This window comes from Paucilactobacillus wasatchensis (assembly GCF_000876205.1).
GTDB lineage: Bacteria > Bacillota > Bacilli > Lactobacillales > Lactobacillaceae > Paucilactobacillus > Paucilactobacillus wasatchensis.
On record NZ_AWTT01000064.1, the window covers coordinates 1 to 5,316 of the forward strand.

Below are 5,316 nucleotides of genomic sequence, written 5' to 3' on the forward strand. Positions count from 1 at the left end.
CTTACCTAAGCTCTATCAGACAAGCACATATACTAATTTAATGAACAATAAAAAACTAATTGTGAAGTCTACAAACCTCACTATGTTTTTTTAGTTTGCAATCGTTGTAAATCGGTGTTCCAAATAACCTGTAATTGCACTAACTCCCGCCGCAATAGCATCTGTATTAGGTGCCATTTTTTCACTATGCAGTGAATATGGGCTGTCGACGCCCAACCAAAACATGGTGCCCGGAATTTTAGAAATTAAATAGCCAAAATCTTCACCAGTCATCGCTGGCTTGGTTTCAATAAAATTAACACCATCGGCAGCACGCATATAACCCATAAAATCAGCGGTAATTGCCGAATTATTCTCAACTGGTAAATAACCACCTTGATGTAATTTAAGTGACACTTCGCAACCATAAGTTAATGCTACACCCTCTGCAATGGCTCTTACCCGTTGTTGCATCCGTTGATTATTAGTTTGTGTCAACGCTCGAATTGTGCCGTCCACATGGGCGTGTCCGGCAATAACATTACCCGTGTCACCTGCAGTTAGATGACCTAATGTCACTACACCACCTTCGATTGGATCCACATTACGGCTCACAATTGTTTGAATTTGCATGACAAAAGCACTGGCAGCCACCACCATATCATTGGCATTATGTGGGTATGCGGCATGGCCACTTTTACCATTAAAATCTGCATGAATTTCACAGGTACCCGCAAATAACGTACCATTCAAACAACCGATTGCCCCAGCCGGTAGTTGCGGGTTATCATGCAAGGCATAAATTTCATCAGGCAGCCAATCACCGGCTAAAGCCCCACTTTGATACAGCTGCATTCCACCACTGTGATTTTCTTCTGATGGTTGGAAGATAAACAGCAAATCAGTAGCTGGTTGATTACTAGCAAAATAGCTTAAAACACCCAGCGCCACCGTCATGTGAATATCATGACCACAAGCGTGCATCTGACCCTTAATTTTGGAACTAAATGACAACCCAGTTTGTTCCTGCACAGGTAGTGCATCAATGTCCGTCCGATAACCAATTAATCGGTCGTGGGTCTTGCCTACCACTTTCACCAATAATGCTGTTGGTAGCTGAGTAACTTCTTTAATCGTTAAATATTGTTGAGGCAGTTGCTTGATTGTCGTCAATAGATAATCGTGCGTTTTAAATTCTTCTAATCCCAACTCAGGAAACTGATGTAAATGGCGGTAAATATTTAATAAATTTTCATTTGATAACGTCATGTTAGCCACCCATCCTACAGTTTACGCAATTCGTCCATTAATTCGGTTTTACTCTTTGTTTTAGCGTCAATGTCTTTGATCTTTTTGGCAGGCACACCTGCAACGACTGTATCAGCTGCAACATCTTTGGTTACCACTGCACCAGCACCAACCACTGCACCAGCACCGATATGGACTCCTTCAAGAACGACACAGTTAGCTCCAATTAAGACATTGTCTTCCACAATAACTGGTTGAGCCGAAGGTGGCTCGACCACTCCAGCAAGCACTGTTCCAGCACCAATGTGACAATTTTCACCAACAATGGCGCGACCACCAAGGACTGCTCCCATATCAATCATCGTGTTGGCACCGATTTCAGCGCCAATATTAATTTGCGCGCCCATCATGATAACTGCATTGTCTCCAATTAACACTTGTTCGCGAATAACAGCCCCAGGTTCAATACGGGCATTAATTTCTTTCATGTCCAGCAATGGTACTCCTGAATTGCGCCGATCATTTTCAATTTCATAATCCTTAATTTCGTTTTGATGGGCACTAAGAAATGGCTTAACATCTTTCCAATCACCGAAAATAACACCACTTTGTCGTTCCACAAACGGTCTGATAGTAGCAGGAAATTTCAGTTCAGCTAAATCCCCACGAACATAAACCTTCACTGGAGTTTTCTTTTCTGAGTTGCCAATATAATCAATAATTGTTTGTGCATCTAATTTTGCCACATTACTTTCCTCCGTTTCTACTCTTTAACTCTATGTTTACTAATAATATCATATTCCTGATCAATACCATGAACAAGATAATTAATTGCTTTAAACATTTCACGTCGCGTTACAATACCGGTGAAATCACCATTATCAGCAACAACAGGTAAAAATGGTTGATCCGTTAATAAATGCAAATCCTGTTCAATGTCGTATGGATCAACAATTGTTGGCGCATCAGTTTGCATTACTTGTTCAACTCTAATATGTTTTAATTTTTCAACTGCCACTGTTTCTGTTTCTAACATTTGTTCAGTAATCATCGCTAAGGAAAGTAAGCCACGGTACTTACCATCTTTGTCGAGAACAATAATTTTAGCATAGTGGACCTTTGTCAGTACCAAAAAAGCATGATACAAATTATTCGTATCAATCACGTTAGCAACAACATTACCTGGGATTAAGAACTTTTCTTGATGCTTAGTCAACATTTGTGCAACTGCTGGATCAATCATATCTTAGGTCCTCCTTTGACAACTGACTTCATTGTATCTAATTACAGCCTTTTTAAGTAATTAACTAACTGAGATTTGAACAATTTTAAGATTGAGCTCAATTAATGTTCATATTTAGCCTAACGACTGAAACTAAAAAACAGTTCTTTGATTGCTGCCAATTGTCGGTTGTAAAACTGAATCTTAAGTTGTTTGTCGGTTATATCAATAATCGCATACGTGCCACCGATAGCAGTGAATTCGCCCCGCGGCAGACTAATGCTTCCTGGATTCAAAAACAGTGCATGTTCGTCCATTTTTACGCCTAATTTATGCGTATGTCCAAATAAAACAATCGTCGCATGATTCTCTTGACCTAATAATTTCAGCTTGGTCATCGTGTAATTGACGTCTTGTAAATGGCCATGGGTTACTAAAATACGATCTCCTTGTTCGTCTATTAACCTGGTTTGTGGAATTTGATCATCAAAATCATTATTTCCCTGTACAGTAATAAACTCACTAAATAAACTGTCACTCGCTGGCAACTGCGAATCACCACAATGAATCAGCAAGTCAACTTGATTCTTGTACTGTGCTGCTAATTTTACCAAAATTTCTCGATCAAAATGATTATCACTGACCACTAAAACTTTCATGCTTGCTGCCACCATTCTTCAAATTGCTGCATTAATTGCCTCATTGCCTGGCCGCGATGACTAATTTCGTTCTTCTGTGATGTCGTCAATTGAGCCAATGACTTATCCTTAGTTGGAACGTAAAATAGTGGGTCATAGCCGAAACCATTATTTCCCTGTGGTCTAGCCAAAATAATACCATTGAGTTCGCCAGTTACCACTAGCTTTTTTCCGTTTGGTTTTAGTGCAACTAATGTTGTATTAAAATGCGCGGTTCTTTTTTCGTTCAAAACACCCTGCAAGTTGTGCAATAATTTCCGATTATTAGCTATATCATCGTGATCACCAGCATAGCGGGCCGAGTGAACTCCTGGTTCGCCATTAAGCGCATCAACCACTAGCCCAGAATCGTCTGCAATCACTGGTAGTTTGGTTAAATCGACTACAGCCTGTGCTTTGAGCAACGCATTTGCTGCAAAAGTAGTTCCCGTTTCATTAATTTTAATTGGCGTTGCAAAGTCTGCCAATGTTTTAATTGTAATTTTTTTAGATTGCAGCATTACACGGTATTCTTGCGCTTTATTGATATTGTTGGTTGCAATTACGATAGTATTCATCACTCTCCACCCAGCCTAATCTGGCTAACTGTCAAATGATCATTTTGCAACCATTTGCTAGCTACTTCGTTAAATTTTTGTGGGTTGCCAGTAGTATAAAAATTAGCACTGCTAGTCACCGTATTGGCAAATAAATTTCGTTCGGTTAATAACTGTCGCACATCAGCTACAGTGGCTGCACCTGGATCAATCAATGGAATTTCACTGCCCAATGTTTGACTGATTTCCTTAGTTAACAATGGAAAATGAGTACAACCTAAAATTAGTGCATCAATTGCCTTGTCCTGGAAAAAGGCTAATTTGTCGGTCACTTGTTGCTGAGCCATTTGACTACCAGCTAAATCATCTTCCACTAGTGTCACAAATTCCTGACAAGCTAGTCCGATCACATTAACTTGTGACTCTAATTGGTTAATTACAGAACTATATGCCTGATCTTCAATTGTTTTTTGTGTTCCGATAACACCAATATTTTGATGTTTAGGCAGACTAAGTGCCGCCTTGCTGCCTGGTGTAATGACGCCAATCACTGGAATAGGCAAATTGGCTTGAAGATAAGGCAACCCTGCTGCTGTGGCAGTGTTACATGCAATTACAAGTAACTTAATATCATGCCGCAATAAAAATTGTGCAATCTGCATACTAAATTGACGTACCTGTTCGCTGGGGCGCACACCGTATGGTAATCTTGCCTGGTCACCAACAAATTCAATTGATTCGTCTGGTAATTCTTGTTGTAACACTTTGACAACGGTTAATCCGCCCACACCCGAATCCATAACCCCAATTGGTCGGTTATCCATATTTAATCATCCTTCCGATTTTCCTGAAACTTAATTATTGCCTTAAATCGCTTGTTTTTCAAGCAATATTAACAATTTTAATCGAGTTTTAACTGACAGTAATTTCTTAAACCTGTATAATAACTATGATTTCAAAAAAGGAGCACACTTATGTCGCAATCAACATATGATCAATTGTTACACGGCGCTGTTGGTCTCAACCACGGCGTTCTTCGTGATGTTTTAATCCCAGCAATTTTAGGAGAAGAAACCGGCGGTATTTTATATTGGGCTGGCAAAAATCTTGCCCACCAATTTCCTGTATCCAATCCTGACGAATTAATAACTATTTTTACTCAACTCGGTTTTGGGCACTTAGAGTTACAAAAAAAATCAGCCAAGCAACAAACTTGGCAGATCAGTGGTCCAATCGTCACAGAAAGATTAAAATTGAACCAAGCTGATTTTAATCTAGAAACGGGCTTCATTGCCCAACAGATTGAATTTCAAACAAATGCAATTACCGAAGCGCAGATTGTGGAACAAAAAAAAGGAACTGTCCAAATTGTAGCTCAATCTGATTTGAAGGATCCTTCGCTTGATACAGAGCCGATTGAGTTTCTGCAGATTGAGCCAGCACAAACAGAATAATCTTATTTTTAAGCAGCTGAGCAAAAAATATATTTTTGCATCAGCCGCTTTTTTTTAAATTTTTTTTAAACATGAGTAATAAGACAGATTATCTCCGATGTCCATATTAATAATCATTAAAGCAATTGGTGATCTTGGCTCTTGCTTAGGTACATAAAAGAGGCTGGGCAAAAACTGCG

7 protein-coding genes are annotated in these 5,316 nt (G+C 39.3%); 1 reads left to right on the forward strand and 6 read right to left on the reverse strand.

Translation table 11 applies throughout. The features are described from left to right. Positions 1-90: 90 nt before the first annotated feature. From WDC_RS08705 to murI, 6 genes are all read right to left on the reverse strand, one after another. Positions 91-1,248, reverse strand: a complete 1,158-nt coding sequence (locus WDC_RS08705) for an N-acetyldiaminopimelate deacetylase (protein WP_044011474.1) — start codon at positions 1,246-1,248, stop codon at positions 91-93. 14 nt (positions 1,249-1,262) lie between these two features. Next, a complete protein-coding gene (gene dapD, locus WDC_RS08710) occupies positions 1,263-1,973 on the reverse strand; it encodes a 2,3,4,5-tetrahydropyridine-2,6-dicarboxylate N-acetyltransferase (RefSeq protein WP_044011475.1) in 711 nt (236 codons plus the stop codon). Between the two features lie 17 nt (positions 1,974-1,990). Continuing rightward, complete coding sequence (cbpB, locus tag WDC_RS08715; protein ID WP_044011476.1) at positions 1,991-2,470, reverse strand: cyclic-di-AMP-binding protein CbpB; 480 nt, start codon at positions 2,468-2,470, stop codon at positions 1,991-1,993. 119 nt (positions 2,471-2,589) lie between these two features. Continuing rightward, entirely contained in the window at positions 2,590-3,108 is a 519-nt protein-coding gene (locus tag WDC_RS08720) for a metallophosphoesterase (protein ID WP_044011477.1), read from the reverse strand. Next, complete coding sequence (locus WDC_RS08725; protein ID WP_044011478.1) at positions 3,105-3,704, reverse strand: XTP/dITP diphosphatase; 600 nt, start codon at positions 3,702-3,704, stop codon at positions 3,105-3,107. The genes WDC_RS08720 and WDC_RS08725 overlap by 4 nt, the downstream gene beginning before the upstream one ends. Continuing rightward, positions 3,704-4,507: a glutamate racemase gene (murI, locus tag WDC_RS08730; protein WP_044011479.1), complete on the reverse strand. Its 804-nt coding sequence runs from the start codon at positions 4,505-4,507 to the stop codon at positions 3,704-3,706. The genes WDC_RS08725 and murI overlap by 1 nt, the downstream gene beginning before the upstream one ends. A 150-nt stretch (positions 4,508-4,657) precedes the next feature. Between murI and WDC_RS08735 the strand changes: the two genes are divergently transcribed. Continuing rightward, positions 4,658-5,137: a YslB family protein gene (locus WDC_RS08735; RefSeq protein WP_044011480.1), complete on the forward strand. Its 480-nt coding sequence runs from the start codon at positions 4,658-4,660 to the stop codon at positions 5,135-5,137. The last annotated feature ends 179 nt before the right edge of the window (positions 5,138-5,316 follow it).